At 74.8% G+C, this 25,100-nt stretch carries 26 protein-coding genes; 14 read left to right on the top strand and 12 right to left on the bottom strand.

Translation table 11 applies throughout. The features are described from left to right. Nucleotides 1–6: 6 nt before the first annotated feature. Nucleotides 7–945, top strand: coding sequence for a ribose-phosphate diphosphokinase (locus ACH495_RS06240; RefSeq protein WP_396856686.1), 939 nt, complete (start codon nt 7–9; stop codon nt 943–945). 25 nt (nt 946–970) lie between these two features. Here the strand turns inward: ACH495_RS06240 and ACH495_RS06235 are convergent, their stop codons facing one another. Further along, nucleotides 971–1,438 carry an ATP-binding protein gene (locus ACH495_RS06235; RefSeq protein ID WP_396856685.1) on the bottom strand — a complete coding sequence of 156 codons (468 nt, stop codon included), beginning with the start codon at nt 1,436–1,438 and terminating at the stop codon, nt 971–973. 115 nt (nt 1,439–1,553) lie between these two features. Here ACH495_RS06235 and macS point away from each other — a divergent pair, with 115 nt between their 5' ends. Together macS and ACH495_RS06225 are read left to right on the top strand one after the other, a co-directional pair. After that, nucleotides 1,554–2,675 (top strand): MacS family sensor histidine kinase, encoded by a 1,122-nt coding sequence (macS, locus tag ACH495_RS06230; protein ID WP_396856684.1) that lies wholly within the window; start codon nt 1,554–1,556, stop codon nt 2,673–2,675. Further along, the gene (locus ACH495_RS06225; RefSeq protein ID WP_396856683.1) at nt 2,672–3,319 is read left to right on the top strand and encodes a response regulator; all 648 of its coding nucleotides are present in this window, start codon (nt 2,672–2,674) and stop codon (nt 3,317–3,319) included. Before macS ends, ACH495_RS06225 begins: the two co-directional genes overlap by 4 nt. A 1-nt stretch (nt 3,320) precedes the next feature. On the opposite strand, the gene ACH495_RS06220 is transcribed toward ACH495_RS06225, so the two are convergent. The 3 genes from ACH495_RS06220 to ACH495_RS06210 all read right to left on the bottom strand — a co-directional run bounded on the left by ACH495_RS06220 (nt 3,321) and on the right by ACH495_RS06210 (nt 5,703). Next, nucleotides 3,321–3,893 carry a DUF5709 domain-containing protein gene (locus ACH495_RS06220; protein WP_396856682.1) on the bottom strand — a complete coding sequence of 191 codons (573 nt, stop codon included), beginning with the start codon at nt 3,891–3,893 and terminating at the stop codon, nt 3,321–3,323. Between the two features lie 80 nt (nt 3,894–3,973). Next, nucleotides 3,974–4,645: an ATP-binding protein gene (locus ACH495_RS06215; protein WP_396856681.1), complete on the bottom strand. Its 672-nt coding sequence runs from the start codon at nt 4,643–4,645 to the stop codon at nt 3,974–3,976. Between the two features lie 56 nt (nt 4,646–4,701). Further along, nucleotides 4,702–5,703: an SDR family oxidoreductase gene (locus tag ACH495_RS06210; protein ID WP_396856680.1), complete on the bottom strand. Its 1,002-nt coding sequence runs from the start codon at nt 5,701–5,703 to the stop codon at nt 4,702–4,704. Nucleotides 5,704–5,895: 192 nt separating this feature from the next. Between ACH495_RS06210 and ACH495_RS06205 the strand changes: the two genes are divergently transcribed. After that, a complete protein-coding gene (locus tag ACH495_RS06205) occupies nt 5,896–7,146 on the top strand; it encodes a glycosyltransferase (protein WP_396856679.1) in 1,251 nt (416 codons plus the stop codon). Here ACH495_RS06205 and ACH495_RS06200 read toward each other — a convergent pair. From ACH495_RS06200 to aroA, 4 genes are all read right to left on the bottom strand, one after another. Next, nucleotides 7,047–8,000, bottom strand: a complete 954-nt coding sequence (locus ACH495_RS06200) for a hypothetical protein (protein ID WP_396857325.1) — start codon at nt 7,998–8,000, stop codon at nt 7,047–7,049. The two genes, ACH495_RS06205 and ACH495_RS06200, sit on opposite strands and share 100 nt — an antisense overlap. Before the next feature lie 60 nt (nt 8,001–8,060). Continuing rightward, the gene (gene hisN / locus ACH495_RS06195) at nt 8,061–8,879 is read right to left on the bottom strand and encodes a histidinol-phosphatase (protein ID WP_396856678.1); all 819 of its coding nucleotides are present in this window, start codon (nt 8,877–8,879) and stop codon (nt 8,061–8,063) included. Nucleotides 8,880–8,939: 60 nt separating this feature from the next. Beyond that, a complete protein-coding gene (rsgA, locus tag ACH495_RS06190) occupies nt 8,940–9,839 on the bottom strand; it encodes a ribosome small subunit-dependent GTPase A (protein ID WP_396857324.1) in 900 nt (299 codons plus the stop codon). A gap of 205 nt (nt 9,840–10,044) precedes the next feature. Further along, nucleotides 10,045–11,346, bottom strand: coding sequence for a 3-phosphoshikimate 1-carboxyvinyltransferase (gene aroA / locus ACH495_RS06185; protein ID WP_396856677.1), 1,302 nt, complete (start codon nt 11,344–11,346; stop codon nt 10,045–10,047). 102 nt (nt 11,347–11,448) lie between these two features. Here aroA and ACH495_RS06180 point away from each other — a divergent pair, with 102 nt between their 5' ends. The 5 genes from ACH495_RS06180 (at nt 11,449) to rsrA (ending at nt 15,255) form a co-directional block, all read left to right on the top strand. Further along, complete coding sequence (locus tag ACH495_RS06180) at nt 11,449–12,156, top strand: SOS response-associated peptidase (RefSeq protein ID WP_396856676.1); 708 nt, start codon at nt 11,449–11,451, stop codon at nt 12,154–12,156. Between the two features lie 211 nt (nt 12,157–12,367). Then, complete coding sequence (locus ACH495_RS06175; protein ID WP_107161005.1) at nt 12,368–12,760, top strand: WhiB family transcriptional regulator; 393 nt, start codon at nt 12,368–12,370, stop codon at nt 12,758–12,760. A 343-nt stretch (nt 12,761–13,103) separates the two neighbouring features. After that, the gene (locus tag ACH495_RS06170; protein WP_396856675.1) at nt 13,104–13,718 is read left to right on the top strand and encodes an alpha/beta family hydrolase; all 615 of its coding nucleotides are present in this window, start codon (nt 13,104–13,106) and stop codon (nt 13,716–13,718) included. Nucleotides 13,719–14,158: 440 nt separating this feature from the next. Beyond that, entirely contained in the window at nt 14,159–14,965 is an 807-nt protein-coding gene (locus ACH495_RS06165) for a sigma-70 family RNA polymerase sigma factor (RefSeq protein WP_396856674.1), read from the top strand. 2 nt (nt 14,966–14,967) lie between these two features. Next, on the top strand, nt 14,968–15,255 hold the full coding sequence (gene rsrA, locus ACH495_RS06160) for a mycothiol system anti-sigma-R factor (protein ID WP_396856673.1): 288 nt from the start codon (nt 14,968–14,970) through the stop codon (nt 15,253–15,255). Between the two features lie 95 nt (nt 15,256–15,350). On the opposite strand, the gene ACH495_RS06155 is transcribed toward rsrA, so the two are convergent. Then, nucleotides 15,351–15,425 carry a 50S ribosomal protein bL37 gene (locus ACH495_RS06155; protein WP_369700219.1) on the bottom strand — a complete coding sequence of 25 codons (75 nt, stop codon included), beginning with the start codon at nt 15,423–15,425 and terminating at the stop codon, nt 15,351–15,353. 213 nt (nt 15,426–15,638) lie between these two features. Here ACH495_RS06155 and ACH495_RS06150 point away from each other — a divergent pair, with 213 nt between their 5' ends. Both ACH495_RS06150 and ACH495_RS06145 read left to right on the top strand, forming a co-directional pair. Further along, nucleotides 15,639–15,854 (top strand): biotin/lipoyl-binding carrier protein, encoded by a 216-nt coding sequence (locus ACH495_RS06150; protein WP_013735733.1) that lies wholly within the window; start codon nt 15,639–15,641, stop codon nt 15,852–15,854. Continuing rightward, nucleotides 15,851–16,351: a GNAT family N-acetyltransferase gene (locus ACH495_RS06145; RefSeq protein ID WP_396856672.1), complete on the top strand. Its 501-nt coding sequence runs from the start codon at nt 15,851–15,853 to the stop codon at nt 16,349–16,351. The genes ACH495_RS06150 and ACH495_RS06145 overlap by 4 nt, the downstream gene beginning before the upstream one ends. Before the next feature lie 35 nt (nt 16,352–16,386). Here the strand turns inward: ACH495_RS06145 and ACH495_RS06140 are convergent, their stop codons facing one another. Then, on the bottom strand, nt 16,387–16,956 hold the full coding sequence (locus ACH495_RS06140; protein WP_396856671.1) for a TetR/AcrR family transcriptional regulator: 570 nt from the start codon (nt 16,954–16,956) through the stop codon (nt 16,387–16,389). A 118-nt stretch (nt 16,957–17,074) separates the two neighbouring features. On the opposite strand from ACH495_RS06140, the gene ACH495_RS06135 reads away from it, so the two are divergent. Next, entirely contained in the window at nt 17,075–18,664 is a 1,590-nt protein-coding gene (locus ACH495_RS06135) for an MDR family MFS transporter (protein WP_396856670.1), read from the top strand. A gap of 108 nt (nt 18,665–18,772) precedes the next feature. On the opposite strand, the gene ACH495_RS06130 is transcribed toward ACH495_RS06135, so the two are convergent. Further along, entirely contained in the window at nt 18,773–20,383 is a 1,611-nt protein-coding gene (locus tag ACH495_RS06130; RefSeq protein ID WP_396856669.1) for a tetratricopeptide repeat protein, read from the bottom strand. 188 nt (nt 20,384–20,571) lie between these two features. Between ACH495_RS06130 and ACH495_RS06125 the strand changes: the two genes are divergently transcribed. Both ACH495_RS06125 and ACH495_RS06120 read left to right on the top strand, forming a co-directional pair. Then, entirely contained in the window at nt 20,572–21,600 is a 1,029-nt protein-coding gene (locus ACH495_RS06125) for an SIS domain-containing protein (RefSeq protein WP_396857323.1), read from the top strand. Between the two features lie 24 nt (nt 21,601–21,624). Then, on the top strand, nt 21,625–23,187 hold the full coding sequence (locus ACH495_RS06120; RefSeq protein WP_396856668.1) for a histidine kinase N-terminal domain-containing protein: 1,563 nt from the start codon (nt 21,625–21,627) through the stop codon (nt 23,185–23,187). A gap of 16 nt (nt 23,188–23,203) precedes the next feature. Here ACH495_RS06120 and ACH495_RS06115 read toward each other — a convergent pair whose 3' ends face one another. Next, entirely contained in the window at nt 23,204–24,844 is a 1,641-nt protein-coding gene (locus ACH495_RS06115) for a glycosyltransferase family 39 protein (RefSeq protein ID WP_396856667.1), read from the bottom strand. Nucleotides 24,845–25,100 lie beyond the last annotated feature (256 nt).

The raw sequence follows: 25,100 nt of genomic DNA, 5'->3' as shown, positions 1-25,100 counted from the left end.
GCAGACGTGCGTGACATTGCCGTGTTCAGCGGGACCGCCCACCCGGACCTCGCCGCCGAGATCTGCGCCCACCTCGCCGTTCCGCTGCACCCGGTGCGGGTGTCCCGGTTCGCCAACGACTGCCTCGAGGTGCAGTTGCAGGCGAACTGCCGGGAGCGGGACGTCTTCCTCATCCAGCCGCTGGTGCCGCCGGTGCAGGAGCACCTGGTCGAGCTGCTGCTCATGATCGACGCGGCCCGGGGCGCGTCGGCCGGCCGGATCACCGTGGTGCTCCCGCACTACGCGTACGCCCGGTCGGACAAGAAGGACGCGCCGCGCATCTCCATCGGCGGGCGGCTCGTCGCCGACCTGCTCACCTCGGCCGGTGCGCATCGGGTGCTGGCCCTGACGCTGCACTCGCCGCAGGTGCACGGCTTCTTCAGCGTGCCGGTGGACCACCTGCACGCGCTGCGCGAGCTGGCCGCCCACTTCCGCGGGTACGACCTGAGCAACACGGTGGTGGTCTCGCCGGACCTGGGCAACGCCAAGGAGGCGGCGGCGTTCGCCCGGATGCTCGGCACCCCGGTGGCGGCGGGCGCGAAGCAGCGGTTCAGCGACGACCGGGTGCAGATCAGCACCATCATCGGGGACGTGGCGGACCGGGACGTGATCGTGCTGGACGACGAGATCGCCAAGGGCAGCACGGTGGTCGAGCTGATCTCGCACCTGCGCCAGCGGCAGGTGCGCTCGATCCGCCTGGCCTGTACGCACGGTCTCTTCTCCAGCGGCGCGTTGGAGCGGCTGAGCGCGCAGGACGGCGTGCTGGAGATCGTCTGCACCAACACGGTGCCGATCCCGGCCGAGAAGCGGGTGCCGAAGCTGGAGGTGCTCTCGGTGGCGCCGGCGCTGGCCGAGGCGATGCGGCGGATCCACAACGGCGAGTCGGTGAGCGCGCTCTTCGGCTGAAACGCCGGGGCGGCCCGGTGGCCGGTCAGCCGTCCAGCGGGCGGGTGGCGGGTTGCGGGGTGGTCAGCGCGGCGGTGATCCGGACGACCGTGCCGGCGTCGCCGGTCTCGACCTCCATCGTGTCGCTCAGCTCCCGGGCCAGCCAGAGGCCCCAGCCGCCGGCGGTCTCCGGGGCCGGCCGGTCGCGGTCGTGCAGCCGCCGTTCGCTGATCCCGTGCCCGTGGTCGGCGACCTCGCAGATCAGCTCGCCGTCGCGACGCCACAGCCGCAGCCGGCCCCGCCCGCCGCCGTGCCGGACCGCATTGGTGATCAGCTCGTTGACCGCCAGCACGAAGTCGTCCAGCCGCTGGCCGGCGAGCCCGGCGGCGTGCGCGCAGGAGGTGACCGCGTGCCGCAGCTCGGTCACCTGAGCCTGGTCGAAGGCCTCGGCGATCAGAAGGGAAGGTTCGATGGGCATAACCGTACGCGGTGCGGGGAGTTCTGCGTTTGTCATGACCCTGTCCCGGCGGTGCTCCTCGACGACTTTCGCGGCTTTTCCACCGTACGTCAGGGTTTCTCGACCCGCACCCGCCGGCCCGCGCGAGACCGACTGTGGCAGGGTGACGCCCATGCCGTCGTCCCCCGGCCTGGTCGGCCCGTTCTGGCGGTCCATCGCGGTGTTCCGGTTCGCCTCGCTGGCCTACGTCGGGGTGCTGGTGCTGCGCGACGGCAGCCAGTACGCGCACCCGGTGGCCGCCGGCGGCGTCCTGCTGGGCATGCTGGCCTGGAGCGGCGTGACCGCGGCCGGCTACCGGCGTCCGGCCGGGCGGCGCTGGCCGCTGCTCCTGGCCGACCTCGGCGTGGTGCTGGGGATCATCCTGGCCACGCCGTGGGTGGTCGGCCGGCCGGCGCTCGCCGCCGGTGTGCCGGTCCTGACCTCCGCCTGGCTGGCCGGGCCGGTGCTGGCCTGGGCGGTCTCCGGCGGGCGGCGGCGGGGCACGGTGGCCGCGCTGGTGCTCGGCGGCGCCGACCTGGCCACCCGGGATCCGGTCAACCCGTCCGCGTTCACCGGGGCGATCCTCCTGCTGCTGGCCGGCGTGGTGGTCGGGCACGTGGCCCGGCTGGCGGTCCAGGCGGAGGCCCGGTTGCAGCGGGCGGTGGAGCTGGAGGCGGCCACCCGCGAGCGGGAACGGCTGGCCCGCGACATCCACGACTCGGTGCTCCAGGTGCTGGCGCTGGTGCGGCGGCGCGGCGCCGACCTGGACGGCGAGGCGGCCGAGCTGGCCCGGCTGGCCGGCGAGCAGGAGGCGGCGCTGCGGGCGCTGATCGGCCGGGCGGGCGTCGTGCCGGAGCAGGCCGGCGACGACCGCGACCTGCGTGACCTGCTCGACCGGTACGCCTCGACCGAGGTCCAGGTGGCCGCGCCGGCCACGCCGGTGCCGCTGCCGGCCCAGGCCGCCGGGGAGTTGGCCGCGGCCGTCGGCGCGGCGCTGGACAACGTGACGCGGCACGCCGGCGGGCGGGCCTGGGTGCTGATCGAGGACGAGGAGGAGACGGTGACCGTCTCGGTACGCGACGAGGGGCCGGGAATCCCGGACGGGCGGCTGGCGGAGGCCGCCGCGCAGGGCCGGCTCGGGGTGGCCCAGTCCATCCGGGGCCGGGTGACGGACCTGGGCGGCGAGGTGCGGATCGTCTCCGCCCCGGGCGCCGGCACCGAGATCGAGCTGACCGTGCCGAGGAGCCGTCGATGAGCATCCGGGTGATGGTGGTGGACGACCATCCGATGTGGCGGGAAGGGGTGGCCCGCGACCTCAGCGAGGCCGGCCTGGACGTGGTGGCGACCAGCGGCGAGGGGCGGCAGGCGGTCCGGGTGGCCGCGGCGGCCCGTCCCGACCTGGTCGTGCTCGACCTGCAACTGCCGGACGTCTCCGGCGTGGAGGTGGTCCGCGGGCTGCGCGCCGCGCTGCCCGAGGTGCGGGTGCTCATGCTCTCGGCCAGCGGCGAGCCGCAGAGCGTGCTGGACGCGGTCAAGGCCGGCGCGACCGGCTACCTGGTCAAGTCCGCCGCGCCGGCCGAGTTCCTCGACGCGGTGCGCCGCACCGCGGCCGGCGAGCCGGTGTTCACGCCGGGCCTGGCCGGGCTGGTGCTGGGCGAATATCGCCGACTGGCCGCCGCGCCGCCGGCCCCGCACGACGACGCACCCCGGCTCACCGATCGGGAGACCGAGGTGCTGCGACTGGTGGCCAAGGGGTTGTCCTACAAGCAGATCGCCGAGCGGCTCCGGCTGTCCCACCGGACCGTGCAGAACCACGTGCAGAACACCCTTGGCAAGCTCCAGCTGCACAACCGGGTCGAGCTGACCCGGTACGCCATCGAGCGGGGCCTGGACGAGTGACTCAGTGCGCCGGCGGCGGCTGCGTCTCGTGCACCGCCAGCTCCTCCGCGGTCGCCCCGCCACCGGCCGCGCCGGCGTCGTAGGCCACGTTGTCGGTCTCCTGGTCGGTGTGCGCGCCCTCGTCCGGCTCGACCAGCCGGCCCACCTCGTGGTCGGCGACGGTGCCGAGCTGGCCGTGGTCGTAGACCGAGACCGGGGAGTGCGGGTCGGAGACCGGGCCCGGATCGATCACGTCCGCGTCGAGCTGGGCCTGCGCGGCGGCCTCCTCGCTGTCCGCCTCGGCCGCGATGGCCGGGTCGACCGGGCCGGCCAGCGGGTCGTCGGCGGGACGCTCGTACTGCTCGCGGTCGAGCTTGTAGTCCAGCGACTCGCCGTCGAGCTGCTCCTCGGCCGTGGTGCCGAACCGGTCCACGGCGACCGGCGTGCGGTCGCCGGGGATCTGGGCCGGCTCCGGACCGTCCGCCTCGCGCCCGGTGAGCACGTCGTCGTTGGCGGTCGAGTCGTCGTCGGCGGTGTCGGGCAGGCCCTCCGCCTCGGGGTCGGAAACGGGGGTGGGGTACTCGTCGTCGCGCATACCGGTGAACTACCCACTGCCCCTGCCGCATTAACCGTGAGCGGCAGGGTGGATCGGGAGGAAAGCGGCGAAATCCCGTCTCAGTTGCGGAAGGCGGCCTCGTCCTCGGCGTACAGCACGCACCACACCACCTTGCCGTCGGGCAGTGCCGAGCTGCCCCAGCGGCGGGCCACCGTGTCGATCAGCAGCAGCCCCCGGCCGCCGACGGAGTCGACCGCCGCCGGCCCGGCGAACGCGGGGCGCCCGGCGGAATGGTCGCGGACGGCCACGTGCAGCGCGCTGCCGCGCGGCGCCAGTCGGAGCGTCATCGGCGTCGCGGCGTGCGCCACCACGTTGTTGACCATCTCGGTGACCGCGATGCAGGCCGGCTCCGCCAGCTCCGGCAGGCCCCACCTGACACACCCGTCGGTGACCAGCACCCGGGCCCGGCGGGCGGACTCCGCCACCGGGGGCAGCTCGGCGTCGAGCAGCTCGGGCGGCTCGGGGCTCGGCGGCCCGGCCGGATCGAGCAGCAGCTCGGCGGCGGGCCAGTCGGCGACCTCGACGCGGACCGCGTCGAGCACGCCGCGGACCCCCGGGTCGGGCATGCGCACCCCGGACAGGTCGACCCGCATCGGGCCCGGCCGCTGCCAGCACCGGGCGAGCAGCGCGCCGCGTACGGTCTCGGCCCCGGCCCGGTCGAGCACACCGGTCAGCCTGACCGTCGCGGAGGACTCGTCGGGCTCCACCAGGCAACGCGCGTCCGTCGGCATGATCGTCCCATTGTGCACTCCGGTCGCCCCGCGCGCATCGGTCCGGTCGACGGGACTCATGATCGTTCCGCCCGGGACCGTCGGCTGATCGCCGCGACGGTGCCGACCGCGGTGCCGGCGGCGGCCAGCCCGAAGGCGGCCGTCAGCCGCAGCAACTGGCCGTGCCGGCCGGACCAGCCGTCGGTCCGCGCGCCCGTCGCGTCGGGCGTGAAGACGGTGCCGGCGGCGTCCCGGCGTACGCCGGGGCCGAACTGGGTGCGCGCGGTGTACCAGCCGAGCGCCCGCTCGGCCAACGCCGGGGCGAGTCGCCACTGGAGCCCCATCAACCGGGCCGCGCCGCCCGCGTACGCCTCGCGTCGTGGCCGGCGCAGCAGCCGGACCACGGTCTCGGCCACCAGCTCCGGCGGGTAGACCGGGGGTGGCGGGGTCAGCTCCCGCCCGGTGTGGTTGGCCGCGTGCCGGAAGAACGGCGTGTCGACGGTGGCCGGCAGCACCGTGCAGAGCGAGATCTGCCCGCGCCCGGTCACCCGCAGCTCCTGTCGCACCGTGTCGGTCAGCCCCCGGATCGCGTGCTTGGTGGCGTTGTACGCGGACTGGTAGGGCATGGCCACCTCGGCCAGCACGGACGCGTTGTTGACCAGCACGCCGCCGCCGGACGCGGCGAGGCGGGGCAGCGCGGCGCGTGTCCCGTGCACGGTGCCGAGCAGGTTCACGTCGACCACCCGGCGGAACTCGGCCACCGGGATCTCGTCGAACAGCCCCACCGTGCCGACGGCCGCGTTGTTGATCCAGGCGTCGATCCGGCCGAACTCGGCCACCGCGCGCGCGGCCAGCCGTTCCACCGCGTCCGCGTCGGTCACGTCGGTGGGCACCGCGAGCGCCTGCCCGCCCAGTTCCCGGCAGTGCTCGGCGACGCGCCGCAGCGCGTCCTCGGAGCGGGCGGCCAGCACCACGGCGGCGCCCCGCCCGGCCAACGCGTAGGCGGTCGCCGCGCCGATCCCGCTGGAGGCGCCGGTGATGACGACGGTGGCGTCGGCGAGACTGCGGGTGAGGGGCATTCCCGAGCGGTACCCCCGGACCGGCCGGTCATGCCGATGAGACCGCGCTGATCGGGTTCGGTCGGAACTGCTGTCCCGTCCACGCGACGCCAGGCCGCCGGGCCGATCTGCCAGGTTTGCGCGCACCGACCCCGGGTTAATGGGACGCTCTGATCGGGAGAACCCGCCAGCTAGAACGCATGGAGGTGCACCATGCGCGTCGGCCTTGTCTGTGCGCACGCCGGCTCGTCCACCGACGGTCCCACCGTCGGGACTCAGGAGCACATTGCGCGCGTGGCGGCTGAGCTCGCCGTCCGAGGCCACGAGGTCCGCGTGTACGAACGCCGCGACGCCGCCGCCCAACCGGCCCTGGCCGAACTGGACGGCTACCGTCTGGAACGCGTCCCGGTCGGCCCGCCCGATCCGCTGCCCACCGCCGAACTGGTGCCGTACGTGGCCGAGTTCGGCCGCTGGCTGGCCGACGAGTGGGCCGGCGACTGGACGCCCGAGGTGGTGCATGGACACTACTGGGTGGGTGGCCTGGCCGCCGCCCACGCGGTTCGCGCGACCGACATCCCGGTCGTGCAGACCTTCCACTCGCTCGGCGTCGAGCAGCTCCGCCACCTCGGCCGGGGCTACGCCGGGCCGGGCCAGCGCATCCCGCTGGAACGGGCGCTGACCCGGGCCGTCGACGTGGCGGTCGCCCAGTGCAACGACGAGGTCGACGAGCTGACCCGGATGGGCCTGCAACGCACCTCGGTGGCGATGGTGCCCACCGGGGTGGACACCGGACAGTTCCACCCGGACGGCGAGGCCGCGCCCCGGGACCAGCGGCCGCGCATCCTCTCCGTCGGCGGGCTCACCCCCGGCCACGGCCAGGACGACCTGATCCGGGCGATGCGCCTGGTCGGCGACGCGGAGCTGGTGATCGCCGGCGGGCCGCCGGCCGACCGGCTGGCCGGGCACGCGGAGGCGCGTCGGCTGCGCGAGCTGGCCCAACGGGCCGGGGTGGCGGAGCGGATCCACCTGGTCGGCGCCGTCCCGCACGACCAGATGGCCACCTGGTACCGCTCCGCGGACGTGGTGGCCTGCACGCCGCACTACTCGTCCGCCGGACGGGTGTCGCTGGAGGCGATGGCCTGCGGCGTGCCGGTGGTCGGCTACGCCATGGGCGGCATCGCCGACGCGGTGGTCGACGAGGTGACCGGCAAGCTGGTGCCACCGGGCGACGTCCGCACGCTCGGGGTCACGCTGCGCCGGGTGCTCACCGACAACGCCGGGCGGTTCGCGTACGGGCACGCCGCCGTGGACCGGGTGCGGTGCAGCTACACCTGGGAGCGGACGGCGGCGGCGCTGGAGCGGCTCTACGAGCGGGTGATCGGTCGACGCCGACCGGCCACCCCGGTGGAGCCGACGCCGCCGGTCGAGGTGGTCGCCGAACGCGGGCCGGTCGAGGCGGCCTGAGCCGGCACCACCCCGACGCCGATCATCGCCGGCCCGCGGTCCCGGACGGCCGGGTGGTGGTGCTGCGGTTGGGCGTACCGGGTCAGGCCGACCACGGCGGCCAGCGTGACCAGAAAGCCCAACCCGGCCAGCCACTCCCGGCCGGGCCAGATCTTGTCGCCGAGCAGCAGCACCCCGATGATCGCCGCGGGCACCGCGCCGGCCGCGTCCATCGCGGCCACCGCCGCCGTGGTCGACCCGCGCTGCATGGCCAGGCCGAGCAGGAGCTGGCCGACCAGCGAATGCGCGATCAGCAGGTAGAGCAGCGGGTCACGGACGAACGCCTCGGTCGACTCGGCGGAGGCCAGCGGCCGGGCCGCCACCGCGGCGGCGGAGAACGCCATCCCGGCCAGTGAGCCGAGCACCACCGACCCGGGCGCGCCGTGCAGCCGGGCCGCGAAGAAACCGGACGCGGCGATCGCGCCGAGCGCCGCCACCAGGCCGACCAGCCCGGCGGTGCCGAGCTGCCGGGACGGCGCCGGCTCGGCCGACAGCACCAGCGCGGTGATCCCGCCGAACAGCAACACCAGCAGCCACACCTCGGCGGCCGGCAGGCGCCACTTGAGCACCACCACGCCGAGCACGGCGGTCACCCCCAGCCCGGCCGCCACACTGGCCTGGACCAGGAACAGCGGCAGGTCCCGGCGGGCCAGGAAGGCCAGCACGAAACCGATGATCTGGCAGGCCAACCCGATCAGGTACGTCCGGTGGCCGGCCAGCCGCAGCAACAGCCCCGGGTCGAAGGTGTGGTGCACGGTGGTCCGCGCGGCGGCCACCGACTGGAGCAGGTTGGCGAAGCCGTACGCGACGATCATCGCCGCCAGGAAGCACCAACCGGAGGAGACCACCTGGCGAGGATAGAGGCTCGGGCCCCCTCAGCGCTCGGCCGGCCGGCCGAGCCGACCCAGGATGTCGTCGTGCAGCGGGCCGTTGCTGGCCACCGCGCTGATGTCGGCGGAGCCGGAGCCGCCCGGCGCGGGGCGCCCGGCCAGGTCGGTGAACCGGCCGCCGGCCTCGGTGACGATCGGCACCAGCGCGGCGACGTCCCACAGCGACAGCTCCGGCTCCACCATCACGTCCAGTGCCCCCTCGGCCAACAGCATGTAGCCGTAGAAGTCGCCGTACGCCCGGCTGCGCCAGGTGTCCCGCATGAGTTGCAACACCGCGTCCAGCCGGCCGGCCTGTTCCCAACCGGTCAGCGAGGAGTAGCAGATGCTGGCGTCGGCCAGCGCCGTGACACCGGAGACCCGGATCGGGGTGGCCTCCGCCGGGCCGGGACCGGCGAACGCGCCGGCGCCGAGCGCGCCCCACCAGCGCCGGCCCAGCGCCGGCGCGGAGACCAGACCGAGCACCGGCCGGTCGTGCTCCAGCAGCGCGATCAGCGTGGCCCAGATCGGTACGCCCCGGACGAAGTTCTTCGTCCCGTCGATCGGGTCGACCACCCAGCGGCGCCCGTCCGGGCCGGCGGCGGGCTGCTCGCCGTACTCCTCGCCGAGCAGGCCGTCGGCGGGCCGGTGGGCGGCCAGCAGCGCCCGGATCTCCCGCTCCACGGCGGTGTCCGCGTCGGAGACCGGGGTCAGGTCCGGCTTCGACTCGACCCGCAGGTCGAGCGCGCGGAACCGGGCCGAGGAGACGGCGTCCGCGGCGTCCGCGAGCAGGTGGGCGAGGGCGAGGTCGTCGGCGTACCCGGTCATGGTCGACACGGTAGTGCGGCCCGCCCGGCCGATGCCGGCGGGTGGCCGCCGGCCCGCCGGTCAGGACCCGGCGAGCGGATCGCCCGGGTTGCGTTCGGGCTCGCGCGCGTCGCCCTCGCCGCTGCGGGAGGCCAGCAGCCGCCGGTACGAGGCGAGCCGGCGCGGGTCCGCCTTGCCGGCGGCCACCCAGGCGTCCAGGGCGCAGTCCGCCTCGTCGGTGCCGTGCGGGCAGTTGGCCGGGCAGTCCACGGTGGCCTCGACCAGGTCGGGGAAGCCGTGCAGCAGGCTCTCCGCGGAGACGTGCGCCAGCCCGAAGCTGCGGACGCCGGGGGTGTCGACGATCCAGCCCGGGTCGGCGCCGGCGCCCGGGTCGGGCGGTGGGGGCAGGCGCAGCGCCACCGCGCTGGTCGAGGTGTGCCGGCCCCGGCCGATCGCGCTGACCGTGCCGACCGCCCGCTCCGCCGCCGGGACCAGGCGGTTGACCAGCGTCGACTTGCCCACGCCGGAGTGACCCACCATGACCGAGACGCGGCCGGTGAGCAGCGTGCGCAGGTCGGCCAGGTCGGAGCCGGGGCGGATCAGCACGTACGGCAGCTCCAGCTCGGTGTAGTAGCCGAGCACCGCCTCCGGGCCGGCCAGGTCGGCCTTGGTGAGGCAGAGCAGCGGCTCGATGCCGGCGTCGTACGCCGCCACCAGGCAGCGGTCGATGAACCCGGTGCGCGGCGGCGGGTCGGCCAGCGCGCTGACGATCACGAGCTGGTCGGCGTTCGCCACCACCACCCGCTCCAGCCGCCCCTCGGCGGTGGTCTCGTCGTCGTCGGCGGTGCGCCGCAGCACGGAGGTGCGCTCGGCGATGCGCACGATGCGGGCCAGCGCGCCGGACGCGCCGGAGACGTCACCGACCAGCCACACCCGGTCGCCCACCACCACCGACTTGCGGCCCAGCTCGCGGGCGCGCATGGCGGTGACGACCGGGTCGTCCGGGCCGGCGTCCGGCCGGACGCAGGTGTAGCGCCCCCGGTCGACCGCGATCACGAAACCCTCGACCGCGTCGGCGTGCCGGGGGCGGGTGCGGGTGCGGGGCCGCGACGACTTGCCGGGGCGCACCCGGACGTCGTCCTCGTCGTACTCCCGCCGCCTGGTCGCCAGGACGTCCCCCCGGTTGTCAGTTCTTGCCGGTCACCATCCCCGACCATAGTGCCGGGAACTCCGGCATGGTCTTCGAGGTGCACGTCACGTCGTCGACCTCGATGCCGGGGACGGCCAGCCCGGCCACCGCCGCGGCGTGCGCCATCCGGTGGTCGGCGTACGTCCGGAAGGTCCCGCCGCGCAGCGGGCGGGGCCGGATCTCCAGGCCGTCGTGGGTCTCGGTGATGTCGGCGCCGAGCGCGGCGAACTCCGTCGCCAGCGCGCTGACCCGGTCGGTCTCGTGGCCCCGGATGTGGCTGACCCCGGTCAGCCGGGACGGGCCGTCGGCGAGCAGGGTGAGCGCGGTCAGCACCGGGGTCAGCTCGCCGACCTCGGAGAGGTCGGCGTCCAGCCCGCGCACCGTGCCGGTGCCCCGCACGGTCAGCCCGTCGGTGCCCAGCGTCACCTCGGCGCCCATCCGGTGCAGCAGCGCGCGCAGCTGCTCGACCGGCTGGAGGCTGCTGCGCGGCCAGCCCTGGAGCGTGACCTGACCGCCGGTGACCAGCGCGGCGGCGAAGAACGGCGCGGCGCCGGAGAGGTCCGGTTCGATCTCCCAGCCGCGCCCGGTGAGCGGGCCGGGCTCGACCACCCAGACGTCGGGCGTGGTGTCGTCGACGGCCGCCCCGGCGGCGCGCAGCATCTGCACGGTCATCCGCACGTGCGGCGCGGACGGCACCGGCGGGCCCTCGTGCCGGAGCACCACGCCCCGGTCGAAGCGGGGCGCGGCCAGCAGCAGCCCGGAGACCAGTTGGCTGGACGCGGAGGCGTCGATGACCACCTCGCCACCGGTCACCCGGCCGGTGCCCAGGACGACAAGCGGCAGGCTGCCGGTGGGTGGGGTGTCGACGCGGACGCCGAGCGCGCGCAGCGCGCCGATCAGCGGCCCGAGCGGGCGGGTGCGGGCGTGCGGGTCGCCGTCGAACGTGACCCGCCCGGTGGCCAGCCCGGCCACCGGGGGCAGGAAGCGCATCACGGTGCCGGCCAGACCGACGTCGACGTGCGCCGGACCGGCCGGTGGGTGCGGCCGGACCAGCCAGCGGTCGTCGTCGGAGACCGACATGTGGGCCCCCAGCTCGCGCAGGCCGCCGGCCATCAGTTCGGTGTCCCGGGCGCGCAGCGGCCGGTCGAGCGTCGACGGCCCGCTGGCCAGCGCGGCGAGCACCAGGGCCCGGGCGGTCATCGACTTGGAGCCGGGCAGGCGCAGCGTCGCGGCGACCGGGTCGCTCGCGGTCGGCGCGGTCCACGGCTGCGGCGGACGGGTAGCGGTCAGATTCCCCACGCCCACATTCTGCCAAGCCGACGGCCCGGTGGGACCGGTCCGCGGGCCTGCTCCCGTTGGGCGGGACAGCCGGAACGGCCCGGTGCGGCTAGCGTGGGCGCCATGTGCGGGAGGTACGCGACGACCCGGAGCGCGGGCGACCTGAGCGCGCTGTTCGAGTCCGTCGACTCGACCGGCGAGGTCGGGCCCGACTTCAACGTCGCCCCGACCGATCCCGCGCCGATGGTCCGGCTCGCCCCGGAGGGGCACCGGCTGCTCTCGCTCGGCCGCTGGGGGCTGCTCCCGCCCTGGTCCCGCAGCGCGTCGGGCGCCGCCCGCATGATCAACGCGCGGGCCGAGACGGTCGCCACCAGCCGGGCGTACGCTCCGTCCTTCGCCCGCCGCCGCTGCCTGGTGCCGGCCGACGGGTGGTACGAGTGGGTCCGTCGTCCCGACGGCGGGCGGCAGCCCTACTTCATGACCCCGCGGGACGGCTCGGTGCTGGCCTTCGCGGGCATCTGGTCGGTCTGGGAGTCGGCCGGGTCGGCCCGGCTCACGTTCAGCGTGCTGACCACCGCGGCGCTCGGCGAGCTGGCCGAGGTGCACGACCGGATGCCGCTGCTGCTGCCCCGGGAGCGGTGGGCGTCCTGGCTCGACCCGACGGACGAGCCCGCCGCGTTGCTCGTCCCGCCCGACGCCGGGCACCTCGCCGGGCTGGAGATCCGGCCGGTCTCCCCGGCGGTCGGCGACGTCCGCAACGACGGTCCTGAGCTGATCGCCCGGGTCGTGCCGGAGGGTGCGGAGGCGGGCGCCGAAGCGACGCTGTTCTGATCACGCTCAGCACATTGTCGAGTGCTGATTTGCCGGGGTTGCGCCTGAAACGTCGCCCGGCCGTTTAGTCATGTTTACCGAAGACCCTTGTCCCCGCGTGCGCGAATGCGATAGAACACAGCGCCGGTGATGGGGTCTGTTCGCACGGGGCGGATGACACTCATCGATCTTCTGGAAGATCTTCGCCGGTCCCACGGGGGAGGTGGGTGTATTGACACGGGCACGCATGCCCCGCCCGCACGAGGTGGCCGCCGCGCGGCGTGATCCGCGACTGCTGCGGGCCCTGCGCGAACGGCGACAGGACGAGGCGTGGCGCACCAGGGGCACCTGTCAGAGCGTCGATCCGGAGACGTTCTTTCCGGCGCCCAACGAGCCGGCCGATGCGGCGGTGGCGCTCTGCCGCACCTGCGACGTCCAGGGCTCCTGTCTGGCCTGGGCGCTGGAGGTGGGCGACTGCCACGGCGTTTGGGGCGGCACCACGCCGCGGGAACGGCGGGCCATGCTGGTCGCCTGGCGCAGCGAGGTGCAGCCGGATCCGGACGCGGCCGACGAACCCGGCCCGCCGGTGCGCGACCGCCTGCTCACGCTGGTGCCGTTGAGCTGATCACGACCGCCGCCCGCGGTCCGGTGCGCCGGGCCGCGGGCGACGCCGGCGGCGGCCCGCCGCCGGCCACGAAGCTGCCGGAGGTGATGGCGGCGACCGACCGGACCGCGGGCGCTCGCCGACAACGTCGAGGTGACGGTGGCGGACGGGGCGATGCTGACGCTGGTCACGCCCGCCGACTGGGCCGACGACGCGGTCCACCGGGTGGCCGGCGCGTTGCTGCTGGCGTGGCCGGGGCTGGTCACCGCAGTGGTGGGCGGGACCGTGCCGGCGGCCGGCGGCAGCCGGTGGCGTCCGCGCGCCCCGCCCCCGCCGGGCGGCCCGGCGTGCGCAGAATGGGCCGGTGCGGCACGACGACGAGATCGACACACCCCGGGGGCCGGCCCGGATCCGGCTCGACCCGCCGGTGACGGCCGGCGGCACCGTGCTGGTGCTGGGTCACGGCGCGGGCGGCGACGTCGACGCGCCCGACCTCGTGGCGGTCCGCGACGCGGTCCGTGCCGCCGGTGCGGGTGTGGTCCTGGTCACCCAGCCCTACCGCGTCGCCGGCCGGCGCGCGCCGGCCCCGGCCGGGCACCTCGACGAGGCCTGGACGGCAGTGCTGGCCGAACTGCGCCGGCGACTGCCGCAGGCCGGCCGCTGGGCGGTGGGCGGTCGCTCCAGTGGCGCCCGGGTGGCCTGCCGGACCGCCCACGCCGTCGGGGCGGCGGGTGTGGTGGCGTTGGCGTTCCCGTTGCACCCGCCCGGCCGGCCGGACCGCTCGCGGGCAGGCGAGCTGGGCACCGGCCTGCCGACGCTGGTGGTCAACGGCGACCGGGATCCGTTCGGCGTGCCCGGTCCCGGGCCGGGGGTCGACGTGGTCGTCCGGCCGGGGGAGCGGCACGACCTGCGCAAGGATCCGGCCGGCACCGCCGTGGTGGTGCGCGACTGGCTCGCCGCCCGGGGTTGGTTGTCGTGACCCCAGCCTGCTTCGCGCTCAGCCTGCCGGAGTTCGGCGGCCCTGCCCCCGGTTGCGCGGGCGGCGGCGGCCGTGGCGGCGCTGTTCGTGCCGGCGACTCGGTGGACGACGTGCCCGCGTGACCGTCCCCGGTGGGCGGTCGTTGCACCGGTTGGCACCGGCGGCCCGCACGCGGGTGGTCGGAGTCACCTCCCAGGCCCTTCCTGGTCCCAGCGTCGGTCGCGGCCGAGGCTGGGGCCGGGATCGGGATGGGCCCAGTCGGCCCACGACGCCCCGCGAGATCTTGGTACGAAACGGCCCCTATGGGGGCACTTTCCTTCCAAGATCTCCTGCCCGCCAAGATCCGCCGTCGTGGTGCGGTCCCGGCGGAGCGGAATGCCGAGGGCCGGGGATCGCGTTGAGCCCCTTGGACGACATGGCCAGCGTGAGGGGGGTGACCGGTGCCGATCCAGACACGGAGCCGGGAGCGGGACGAACGGGACGAACGGCAGCTCAGGCGGCTGCTCGACGCGCCGGAGTGGCCCGCGTCGGTGTCGGCCGTGAGCACCGGCACACAACCGGGAAGTGAATCTGCCGGCAGGCGGGTACGCGTATCCTCGGCGGGAAAGCATCCGACGCGAGGGGATGTGCGGTTGACCACCGAGAAGACGGACGAGCGCAGGGCCCGCTTCGAGCGGGACGCGATGCCCTTCGTCGATCAGCTCTACGCTGCCGGGCTGCGGATGACCCGCAACCCGGCGGATGCCGAGGATCTGGTCCAGGAGACGTACCTGAAGGCGTACGCCGCCTTCCACCAGTTCGAGCAGGGCACCAACCTGAAGGCCTGGTTGTACCGGATCCTGACCAACACCTACATCAACTCCTACCGGAAGCGGCAACGCCAGCCGGTGCAGGCGCCGACCGACGAGATCACCGACTGGCAGCTCGCCGAGGCGGAGTCGCACACGTCCAGTGGTCTGCGCTCGGCCGAGACCGAGGCGCTCGACCGGCTGCCGGACAGCGACGTCAAGGAGGCTCTCCAGCAGTTGCCGGAGGAGTTCCGCCTGGCGGTCTACCTGACCGACGTCGAGGGCTTCTCCTACAAGGAGGTCGCCGACATCATGGGCACGCCGATCGGCACCGTGATGTCCCGCCTGCACCGTGGCCGACGCAACCTGCGGAAGCTGCTCGAGCGATACGCGGCGGAGCGCGGATTCAGCGCCGCGCCGTCGAAGGGTTCGACCGCCGCCGCCGGCCGGGAGGTGTGACCGTGAGCTGTGGACGACCGCACGAGACGGACTGCCACGAGGTGCTCGCCGAGGTCTACCTCTACCTCGACCTGGAGTGTGCCGAGGAGCGCCGGACGCTGATCCGGCACCACCTCGAGGAGTGCGGGCCGTGCCTGCGCGAGTACGGCATCGAGCAGGAGGTCAAGGCGCTGGTGGCTCGCTGCTGCGGCAACGAGGCCGCGCCGGAGAAGCTGCGTGAGCGGCTGCGGCTGCGGCTGACCGAGCTGGTGGTCTTCGAGACCGCCGAGTCCCGCGAGCTGGCCGACTGACGAGCACGATCGACCACAGACCGGTGGCCCGGGTCCGCACGGACCCGGGCCACCGGTGCGTCCGGCCCACGGGCCGGCCACACGCTGATCGATGATCAGGAGTTGGGGCGCTTGCCGTGGTTGGCGCCGCTCTTCTTCCGGGCCTTCTTCTTCCGGGCCTTCTTCGCCATGCTCTGCCTCCTAGTGCTGGTCACGGTCCGGCCGCGGCGAGCGCGGCGGAGGTCGCGTACGGTCCCCGGGTCGCCCGGGTGCCGACCCGGACGATGCTAGTGCCGCCGACCGCGCCGGGGACGCGGTGGGGCGCGGTGGTCAGAGATTCGACGTGACCGGCGTCATGATTGGATGACCGTCCGCAGGACTGTCGGGAGAGGGAGGGCCGGGAGATGGCCGAGGAGATCCGCGCCGAGATGGTGGCGAACGTCTGGAAGGTCGTCGCGGCGGCCGGCGACACCGTGTCCGAGGGCGACACGCTGGTGATCCTGGAGTCGATGAAGATGGAGATCCCGGTGGTCGCGGAGTCCGACGGCGTGGTGCAGCAGCTCGCGGTCAACGAGGGCGACGTGGTGCAGGACGGTGACCTGATCGCGGTGATCGGTTGACCGGCCCGCTCGTCCGCCCCGCCGAGCCGGCGGACTTCCCGGCGGTGGCCCGCCTGACGGTGGCCGCGTACGAGGCGGACGGCCAGCTCAAGGGCGAGACCGGGTACGCGCCGGTGCTCGCCGACGTGGCCGGCCGGGCGGAGACCGGCGAGGTGCTGGTGGCCGTGGACGGGGTCACCGGCGCGGTGACGTTCGTGCTGCCGGGCACCCCGTACGCCGAACTCGCCGGGCCGGGCGAGGCGGAGTTCCGGATGCTCGCGGTGGATCCGGCGGCGCAGGGCCGGGGCGCCGGCGTGGCGTTGGTCGAGGCGTGCGTGGCGCGCGCCGCCGAGCTGGGCTGCACGGCGGTGGTGATCTGCGTCCGCGCCGGCTTCGCGGGCAGCGCGCGACGCCTCTACGACCGGCTCGGGTTCGTCCGGGCGCCGGAGAAGGACTGGACCCCGCTGCCCGGGGTCGAGCTGCTCGGCCTGCGCCGCACGCTGATCGGCACACGCTGACCGACGCGCGCGCCCCGACCGTCGCGGGCTGCGCGTCAGCCCTCGTCGCCGATCTTCGCGAGCAGTTCGTCGGCCACCTCGAGCGCGATCTTCTTGCGCTCCTCGTCGGTGACGCCCGGGGTGCGCACCGCGAACCAGCTGCTGTGCACCGCGAACAGGGTGAGCGCGGCGCGGAGCTGGGCGGCCGGTGAGGCGTCGCCACGGCACAGCTCGCCGGCCAGCCGCATCATCCGGTCGCGCATCTGCTGGCCGGCGGAGAGGCTCTTGAGCACGGTCTGGTTCTGTTCGAAGAACCGCATCACCTTGGGCAGTTCGCCGGCGAACATGGCGTCCGCGTAGCGGGCGATCAGCGCGCGTCGGGTGGCCAGCGTGGCGGGTTGTTCGGCGGCCCAGGCGATCAGCTCGTCCATCCGGCGCAGCCGGTCGTCGACGAAGCTGTTGACGATCTCGTCCTTGCTCTTGAAGTGGTAGTAGAGCGCCGCCTTGGTCACGTGGAGTCGCTCGGCGATCTCCCGCAGCGACGTCTTCTCGTAGCCCTGCTCGGTGAAGAGCTCCAGCGCGACGGCCTGGATGCGCTGCCGTGTGCCGCCTGTGCTCTCGCTCACCCGACCGACACCTTCCTATCCGCTTGACGTTCGTCCGTCGTCAGCTTACCGTCCGGCTAGTAAGTTCACTAGCCGGGCGGCAAGTAAGTCGATCACCGATCTGCGGGGGAGCCTACCCATGAGTCAACCAGCCCCGGTCACCACGAGACCCAACGTCCGTGTCGTCCTGTTCGGTCTGATGATCGCGATGATGCTCGCGATGCTCGACAACATGATCGTCAGCACCGCGCTGCCGCGCATCGTCTTCGAGTTCGGCGGCGCCGACCACTTCACCTGGGTGGTCACCGCCTACGTGCTGGGCACCACGGTCTCCACCCCGATCTGGGGCAAGCTCGGTGACCTCTACGGCCGCAAGGCGGTCTTCCTCACCGCGGTGGTCGTCTTCCTGGTCGGCTCCGCGCTCTGCGGCATGTCCGGCTCCGGCGTCTTCGGCGGCACCGACCAGGGCATGATCGAGCTGATCGCGTTCCGGGCGGTCCAGGGCCTCGGCGCCGGCGGCCTGATGGTCGGCGTGATGGCGATCATCGGCGACCTGGTCCCGCCGCGCGAGCGGGGCCGTTACCAGGGCATGATCGCCGGCATCATGGCCATCGCCATGGTGGCCGGCCCGCTGGTCGGCGGCTTCATCACCGACCACCTCTCCTGGCGCTGGGCGTTCTACGTCAACCTGCCGCTCGGCGGCGTGGCGCTGCTGCTGCTCGCCACCACCATGCACCTGCCGAAGTACCGTACCGAGCACAAGATCGACTGGCTGGGCGCGGCACTGCTCTCCGTCGGCATCACCGCGATCGTGCTGGTCACCACCTGGGGCGGCAACGAGTACCCCTGGGCCTCGCCGCAGATCCTCGGCCTGGCCGTCCTGGCGGCGGTCGCGCTGGGCGTGTTCGCGGTCGTGGAACGGCGCGTACCCGAGCCGATCCTGCCGCTCAACCTGTTCGCCAACCGCAACTTCGCGCTCATCTCGGTGATCGGCTTCCTGCTCGGCTTCGCCATGTTCGGCGCGATGAACTTCCTGCCGCTCTACCAGCAGACCGTGCAGGGCGCCTCGGCCACCAACAGCGGCCTGCTGCTGCTCCCGCTGATGTTCGGCATGCTGGTGGTCTCGCTGGTGGTCGGCCGCACGATCACGAAGACCGGCCGCTACCGCGCCTTCCCGATCGTCGGCGGCGTGGTGATGGCCCTCGGCATGGGCCTGCTCAGCCTGCTCGACCTCGACACCAGCAAGGCGCAGTCCTCGCTCTACATGGTCGTGCTCGGCGTCGGCATGGGCTTCCTGATGCAGACGTCGATGCTGATCGCGCAGAACAGCGTCGAGCAGAAGGACCTGGGCGCGGCGAGCGGCGCGGCCACCTTCTTCCGGTCCATCGGCGGCTCGTTCGGCGTCTCGCTCTTCGGCGCCATCTTCGCCAACCGGCTGGCCGACTCGGCCGCCGGTCCCGCGTTCGCCGGCAAGGGCGGTGGTGAGGGCGGCGCGATGGACCTGGAGGCGCTCAGGAAGCTCACCGGCCCGGCCCGGGAGCTGGTGCTCGGCGCGCTCTCCGACGCCATCTCGCACGTGTTCCTCTGGGCCGTCTTCATCACCGTGGCGGTCCCGGTGCTCGCCTGGTTCATCAAGGAGGTGCCGCTGCGCGCGACGAACGACGCCCCGCCGGCCGGCGCCACGCCCGAGGACGAGGTCGAGGTCGCGCTCGGCAAGGCCCCCGTCTGAGGTAAGGAAGGGGCCCCGCTTAACGCCTGGCGATGTGCCGGGGCCCCTTCTTAACACCGCCGCCGCGCCGGGCACCGCCGCCGCGCCGGGCACCGCCGCCGCGCGGGCTCAGGCGCGGCGGAACAGGCCGGTGAGGCGCCGCCACCAGCGGCGCAGCGGGCCACCACCCACGGTGCCGATCAACGCGTCGGCGGTCGCGCGGGTCGGCGCGTCGAGGGCCGGGGTGACCCGCGCCAGGTGGGCCAGCGACACCGCCACCGGGGTACGGCGGCCCCGACCGGCCGCCACCTCGGCGAGCCGACCGGTCACCAGCGCGGCCACGTCGGCGCGTACCGCGGGATCCACCCAGGCGGCGGTGATCAGGGCGAACAGCGCCGCCTCGGCGACCGGGCCGGGCTCGCCCGCGACCAGTTCCCGCAGCACCCGGCGGCGGGTCGACTCCGCCCACGGCTCGTCGGTGCGGTGGTGCAGCAGGCCGAGGCAGGCCCAGACCTGTGCGCACCGCGCCCAGAGCGCCGGGTCCTGGCCGCCGAGCACCCGGCCCAGCGCGGTCGGCGGCGCGTCCGGCGGGTACGCCAGCAGGCCGCGCAGGTCGGCCAGGTCCAGCGTGGCCAGCCCGACGGCGGCGTCGTACGCGGCCGGGGGATGGGGCCACGCCGGGTGCGCCAGGTGCTGGAGCCGCTGCACCGCGTCGGTCGACGGGCGGGTGGCGTCGTCGTCCGGCGCGGGACGGTGGTCGGCGGCGGCCGGGGTCACCTGGCCGAGCCAGGGCCGCCCGCGGCAGCACTCGGCGAGGTCGCCGTGCTCGTGCGAGTCGTCCGGGTGGTCGCGGACGAAGTCGGCGAGCGCCACCAGGTGGTCCACGTTCCCGTCGCGCAGGAAACGCAGCCGCTGCGCGGTGTGCACCGCGCAGTCGAACGTCGGGTCCTTGGCCAGCGCCCGGTCGACCCAGCCCAGCGCCGCGTCGAGCCGGCCGTGGTCGGCCAGCGTGCCGGCGATGTCGGCGTAGACCGCCAGGTCGTCCGGGTCGAGCTCGACCGCACGTTCGAGGGCGGCCAGCGCGTCGGCGGTCCGGCCGGCGCTGCGGTACGCGTACCCGAGCCACACCTCGCCGAGCTTGGTGGGCTCCGTGCATACCCCCCGGGTGGCCCAGGTGACCGCGAGGGCGACCTCGCCGAGCCGCCGGGCCAGCGCGGACGCCGCGCCCAGCAGCAGCGGGTGGTCGGGATGCACGGTGATCGCGTTGCGGGCCAGCGTGAGGTACGGCTGGAGCGGCTCGCGCAGCCGGCGCGGGACCGGGTCGGGCGCGGCGGCGCAGACCTGCATGAGGATGCGGGCGGTGCGCTCGGGGTCGAGCCGTTCCGGCAGGTCGGTGGCGGTCACCCAGGGCACGGCCGCCCACGGTGCGCCGGGGGCGTAGCCGGTGGCGGCGGCCAGCAGGTCGAGCCCTTCGGCGGGGCGGCCGGCGGCGGCGAGCAGGTGCGCCCGGGCCACCACGGCGCCGACGAAGGCGTGCTGGCCGAGCGGGAAGAGATCCAGGTCACCGCCGCTGGCGGCGGCGAGCCGGGCGAGCGTCTCGTGCGCCTCGGGCAGCGTGGGGGAGCGCACCAGCGCGGCGGCCACGTGGTCGGCGGCGTGCCGGAGGTCGCCCTCGCCCAGCGCCAGCCGGGCCAGCGCGAGTTCCTCCTCCGCGGAGAGCGCGGCGTCGTCCTCGGGCACGTCGTCCTCTCGCCGGCGGGGTCGGTCGGTCAGCCGGGCAAGCCTAGGGGATCTTGCCGACGAGTGGTGATCCACTGCGCACTCCTGCTCGTTGCGTTGCTGGTTGCGGCGTAAACGTGCAAGACTGAGCATCTAACGCGCGGCAATCGCGCAGAAGGGGGTGCTGGGTGACACGTCCAGGGGCCGGCATGGCCGCCGACATCGACGAGCAGCCGGCCGGCTACGAGCGTCTGCTCACCGCCGAGCACGCGGACGCCATCGCCCGGGTCGCGGCGACCGTCGCGCAGCGGCGGCCCCGGCACGTGGTCTTCACCGCCCGGGGCACCTCCGACCACGCGGCGCTCTACGCGGCGTACCTCACCGAGATCCGTCTCGGGCTGCCCGCCGGGCTCGCCTCGCCCAGCGCGATCACCGTCTTCGGCGCCCGCCCCGACCTCTCCGACGCGCTGGTCGTCGGCGTCAGCCAGAGCGGTGGCTCGCCCGACCTCGCCGAGGTGCTCCGGGTGGCCCGGGCCTCCGGCGCGCTCACCCTGGCGGTCACCAACAACCCCGACTCGCCGCTGGTGGAGACCGCCGAGCTGAGCGTGGACGTGGCCGCCGGCCACGAGCGGGCGGTCGCCGCCACCAAGACCTACACCGCCGAGCTGCTCGCGCTGCTCATGCTCATCGAGGGGGTACGCGCCGGCGACGGCGTGCTGCCCGCCGACGAGCGGGCCGCGCTGGCCCGCCTGCCCGAGCTGGCCGCCCGGACGCTCGCCGACGACACCCCGGCCCGGCTCGCCCCGCGCTACCGCTTCGCCGCCCAGCTCGTCACCACCGGCCGGGGCTACGCGTACCCGACCGCCCGGGAGGCGGCGCTCAAGCTGATGGAGACGTCGTACCTGCCGGCGCTCGCCTTCTCCGGCGCCGACCTGCTGCACGGCCCGCTCGCCATGACCGACCCGGACGTGCCGGTGCTCGCCGTGGTCGGCTCCGGCCCCGGCGGCACGTCGATGCGCGAGGTGCTGCCCCGGCTCGGCGAACGCCGGGCCGACGTGGTGGTGGTCGGCTCCGCCGACGTCGGGGAGACCCGGATGGCGGTCCCGGAGGTCGACGAGCGGTACGCGCCGCTGCTCGACATCCTGCCGCTGCAACGGCTGGCGCTGGCGCTGGCGCTGACCCGCGGCGAGGACCCGGACGCGCCGCGCGGGTTGAAGAAGGTCACGACCACGATGTGAGCCGGGCGTGGCACGCTGTGGGGCGTGTCCACCCTCCGTGACCTCGCCGAGGAGCACACCACGCTCCGGCCGGCCGACATCGACCACCTCCACCGGATCGCCGGCGACTGGCAGCTCCTGTCCGACCTCTCCTTCGCCGACCTGCTGCTCTGGGTGCCGGTGGACGGCGACGGCACCTTCCTCTGCGTGGCCCAGGTCCGCCCGACCACCGCCCCGACCGCCTACCTCGACGACCAGGTCGGCCGCATCGTCGGCGGGCCCGAGGTGGCGCACCTGGAGGTGGCCCACCGGCAGGGCCGGATCTGGCGGGAGGGCGACCCGGTCTGGTACGGCGACGTGCCGGCCCGGCACGAGGCCATCCCGGTGCGGCTGCGCACCGGCGACGGGGAGGGCGGCGAGGTGATCGCCGTGGTCGGGCGGGACACCAACCTCTCCACCGCGCGTACCCCGAGCCAGCTCGAACTCAACTACCTGACCACCGCCGACGACCTGGCCCAGATGATCGCCGACGGCACGTTCCCGCCGCCCCGGCATCCGGGCGAGACCACCTCGGCGCCCCGGGTCGGCGACGGTCTGGTGCGGCTCGACGCCAACGGCAAGGTCACCTACGCCAGCCCGAACGCCCAGTCCGCGTACCGCCGGCTCGGCTTCGCGTCCCACCTGGTCGGGGAGGACCTGGCCAAGCTGCACCGGCGGCTCGCCGGCGACCCCCTCGAAGGCACCGACGCCGGCAACGCGGTGCTCGCCGCCCTGCGCGGCGAGGCCCCGCCCCGCCGCGAGATCGACGCCCGGGGCGCCACCATGCTCACCCGGGCGCTGCCGCTGATGCCCGCGGGCGTGCCGATCGGCGCGCTGGTGCTGGTCCGCGACATCACCGAGGTACGCCGCCGCGACCGCGCCCTGATCACCAAGGACGCCACCATCCGGGAGATCCACCACCGGGTGAAGAACAACCTCCAGACGGTCGCCGCGCTGCTGCGCCTCCAGGCCCGCCGGGTGTCCATGCCGGAGGCCCGCGTCGCGCTGGAGGAGTCGGTACGCCGGGTCGCCTCGATCGCCCTGGTGCACGAGACGCTCTCCATGTCCAGCGACGAGGCGGTGGAGTTCGACGGCATCGTGGACCGGGTGGCCAGCGCCGCGACCGAGGTGGCCGCCACCGAGGTGACCGTCGGCATGCGGCGCCGGGGCACCTTCGGCGTGCTACCCGCCGAGATCGCCACCTCGCTGGTCATGGTGCTCAACGAACTGCTGCTCAACGCCGTGGAACACGGCTTCCCGCCGGCCGACGAGGAGGCCGCCCCCGCCCCGGCCGACGCACCCCGGCCCGAGGTGGTGGTCTCGGTGCACCGGCACCGCAAGCAGTTGCACGTCTCGGTCACCGACAACGGCCGCGGCCTGCCCGCCCAGTTCGACGCCGAGCGCGGCGGCAACCTGGGGCTCCAGATCGTCCGCGCGCTGGTCACCGGGGAGCTGCGCGGCACCATCGAGCTCCGCAACGGCGCCGCCGAAGGCACCGAGGCGGTGCTCGTCGTCCCGCTGGCCCGCGGCACCACCGACCGCCTCACCGGTCGGGCGGGGCCGCCCTGACGCCCGCGCGACCGCCTCACCGGGCGAGCAGCGCCACCGTGAGCCCCGGGCGGGGCCAGACCTGACGGACCGTGAAGCCGTCCCGCAGCGCCTCGCCCTTCGCGCCGGGCACCGCCGCCAGCGGGTCCGCCCGGCGGCCGGTGACCACCAGCCAGACCCGGTCCACGCCGGCCAGGCACCGCGCCGGGTCGCCGCACTCGGTGGCCCAGAGGCTCGCGTCCGCCCGCTGGTCGCGGACCGCCAGCACGTCGCGCGGCAGCCGCGGCCCCAGGTGGTACGCCAGGCCCAGATCTGGGAAGAGCCAGCCGTCCCGGGGGGCGTAGACGATCGCGTCGCCCGGCCGCTCACCGGCGGCGACGATCCCGGCCGCGCCCGCGTAGTCGACCGGGGCGCTGCGGGGCCACTCGTGGGTCCGGCGCAACGCCACCTGGTCGGGCAGCCCGAGCAGCCCCACCAGGGCCACCACGGCCAGTGCCGGCCCGAGCCGTACCCGGGCCAGGGCCGCGCCGGCCGGCAGACAGCCGAACGGCAGCGTGAAGATCAGGTATCGGGTCACCCAGAGCGGCACCACAGTGCCGGCGGCGAAGAGCAGCAGCACCGGCAGCAGCACCGCGGCCACCGGCAGCAGCGCCCGCCGGCCGAGCCCGATCACGCCGAGCGCGGCGAGCCCCAGCAGGAACCCACCCACCACCGCGCTCTGGGCCAGCCCGCCGGGCAGCGACGCCAGGTCCGGCAGGCGGGCCGGGTCCACCCAGTCGAGCTGCCGGCCGCGCTGGCCCCGGGCGACCAGCGCCGGCGGGGTGACGAGGACGACGGCCGGCACCAGCGCCAGCAGCCACCACGCGAGAAGCCGGCCGGGCGGGTTCGCGTCCTGCTCGCCGCTCGCGGGGGCCGCTCCACCCGAGGTCGAGGTCGCCGGTGGGTGGAACGCTGTGGGTGTCTGCGGGGCGCTGTGACACCCATGGCGTGCCACTCGCGGTCGAGGTCGGGCGTGGGTGGAACGCTGTGGGTGTCTGCGGCTGGGCGGGGTCGGGTCGAGGCCGGCGGCGGTCGGGCCGCGTACGGCGGTCAGCAGCACCACCACGGCGTGCGCGGCGAGCAGGGTGAGCGCGATCAGGTGGAGCAGGCCGAGTGCGGCGACCGCGACCGCATACCCGGCCCAGCGCCGCCACGACGGCCGGCACGACGCGTCGACCAGCAGCAGCGTGGCGAGCACGGCGAGCAGCGTCGCGAGCGCGTACGGGCGGGCCTCCTGGCCGTACCGCGAGGTGGCGGGCAGCACGGCGAACAGCAGCCCGGCCAAGAACCCGGCGCGATCGCCCACCAGGCGCGCGCCGAGCCGGGCGGTCAGCGCGGCGGCGGCCGCCATGGCGAGCGCGGAGGGCAGCCGCAGCACGCTGGGCGAGGTGCCGGCCAGCGCGGTCCACCCGTGCATGAGCAGGTAGTACGGCCCGGTGGCGGCGTCGATGGTGCGGGTCAGCCGGACCAGGTCCGGCACCGGTCGGGTGGCCGCGCTCCAGGTGGCCAGCTCGTCCCGCCAGAGTTGCGCGTGCCCGAGCCCGACCAGCGTGATCGCCAGCGTGAGCAGCCCGGGGACCGCCCACACCGGCCAACCCCGACGGGTGCGGGACGCCGCAGGCTCAACGGGTCCGTCCACACTCCGCAGCGTCACACGCCCGCCCGTCCCCGCCGGCCGGCTCCACCGATTCCACCCTTGTCGGTCCACCCACCGGCGGCGTCCAGCGGTCGATCATGAAGTTGACGGCGTCTGCCGGCCCTTTTTTGCCCGCCAACTTCATGATCGACGGTCCAGAGGCGGTCCGGGTGGAGGTGACCGGGGGTCTCCATGACGCGAACTCCTTGATCACCGTCGCGAAGGCGGGGGTGAGGGGAGTGACGCTGGTCACGGGAGG

This window comes from Micromonospora sp. NPDC018662, from assembly GCF_044391475.1.
GTDB lineage: Bacteria > Actinomycetota > Actinomycetes > Mycobacteriales > Micromonosporaceae > Micromonospora.
This window is presented reverse-complemented; position numbering and strand designations above follow the sequence as displayed.

Excerpts from the sequence above, each read along its gene's own strand:
- macS (WP_396856684.1), top strand. The coding sequence starts at position 1,554 with ATGCCGTCGTCCCCCGGCCTGGTCGGCCCGTTCTGGCGGTCCATCGCG.
- ACH495_RS06210 (WP_396856680.1), bottom strand. The coding sequence starts at position 5,703 with ATGCCCCTCACCCGCAGTCTCGCCGACGCCACCGTCGTCATCACCGGC.
- ACH495_RS06180 (WP_396856676.1), top strand. The coding sequence starts at position 11,449 with ATGTGCGGGAGGTACGCGACGACCCGGAGCGCGGGCGACCTGAGCGCG.
- ACH495_RS06220 (WP_396856682.1), bottom strand. The coding sequence starts at position 3,893 with ATGCGCGACGACGAGTACCCCACCCCCGTTTCCGACCCCGAGGCGGAG.
- ACH495_RS06125 (WP_396857323.1), top strand. The coding sequence starts at position 20,572 with ATGGCCGCCGACATCGACGAGCAGCCGGCCGGCTACGAGCGTCTGCTC.
- ACH495_RS06215 (WP_396856681.1), bottom strand. The coding sequence starts at position 4,645 with ATGCCGACGGACGCGCGTTGCCTGGTGGAGCCCGACGAGTCCTCCGCG.
- hisN (WP_396856678.1), bottom strand. The coding sequence starts at position 8,879 with ATGACCGGGTACGCCGACGACCTCGCCCTCGCCCACCTGCTCGCGGAC.
- ACH495_RS06235 (WP_396856685.1), bottom strand. The coding sequence starts at position 1,438 with ATGACAAACGCAGAACTCCCCGCACCGCGTACGGTTATGCCCATCGAA.
- ACH495_RS06200 (WP_396857325.1), bottom strand. The coding sequence starts at position 8,000 with ATGATCGTCGCGTACGGCTTCGCCAACCTGCTCCAGTCGGTGGCCGCC.
- ACH495_RS06225 (WP_396856683.1), top strand. The coding sequence starts at position 2,672 with ATGAGCATCCGGGTGATGGTGGTGGACGACCATCCGATGTGGCGGGAA.
- ACH495_RS06150 (WP_013735733.1), top strand. The coding sequence starts at position 15,639 with ATGGCCGAGGAGATCCGCGCCGAGATGGTGGCGAACGTCTGGAAGGTC.
- ACH495_RS06205 (WP_396856679.1), top strand. The coding sequence starts at position 5,896 with ATGCGCGTCGGCCTTGTCTGTGCGCACGCCGGCTCGTCCACCGACGGT.
- ACH495_RS06135 (WP_396856670.1), top strand. The coding sequence starts at position 17,075 with ATGAGTCAACCAGCCCCGGTCACCACGAGACCCAACGTCCGTGTCGTC.
- rsgA (WP_396857324.1), bottom strand. The coding sequence starts at position 9,839 with ATGCGCGCCCGCGAGCTGGGCCGCAAGTCGGTGGTGGTGGGCGACCGG.